At 45.9% G+C, this 514-nt stretch carries 1 pseudogene; it reads left to right on the top strand.

Annotation, left to right across the window (positions count from 1 at the left end):
* Positions 1-326: 326 nt before the first annotated feature.
* Positions 327-514: pseudogene (locus tag ACTHUM_RS18695) on the top strand (multidrug ABC transporter ATP-binding protein); the annotation flags it as partial.

Below are 514 nucleotides of genomic sequence, written 5' to 3'. Positions count from 1 at the left end.
TCATCGGCGTGATTCAAGACTCTGCAGAAACTGCGTTGAACTCTTCCACCGACGTTTTGTTTACTGCCGCTGCCGATTTGGGCCGTCAACGTAAAGAGTGATTTTAGGGTTAACCTAAATCCAGCAAAGGCCGTCTGAAAAGTTTCAGACGGCCTTTGTTTTATGCCAATCAAAGGGATTTTTAGATGGTTAAGCCGATAGATTGGTTTGATCGGACTGACGGTATACGCTGTCATCAGTCGGATTTTTCCCGTAAAATACAGTCTTGAATGTATTTGAACACCTCTTTCAGACGGCCTGACCGTCTTATCACATTTGCAAAAACAATGATTAAAAAAATATTCTCATGGTTCGAGTCCCGCATCGACCCTTATCCCGAAGCCGCTCCGAAAACGCCAGAAAAAGGGTTGTGGCGGTTTATTTGGAGCAACATTGAAGGCGTGCGCAAATGGATTGCCGTGTTGGCCGTGTTTACGGTCGGCGTCGGCATCATGGAAGCCTTGATGTTCCAATT

This window comes from Neisseria sp. P0021.S006 (assembly GCF_051956895.1).
The sequence above is the reverse complement of the archived record's forward strand: the minus strand, read 5'-3'. Positions and strand labels throughout refer to the sequence as shown.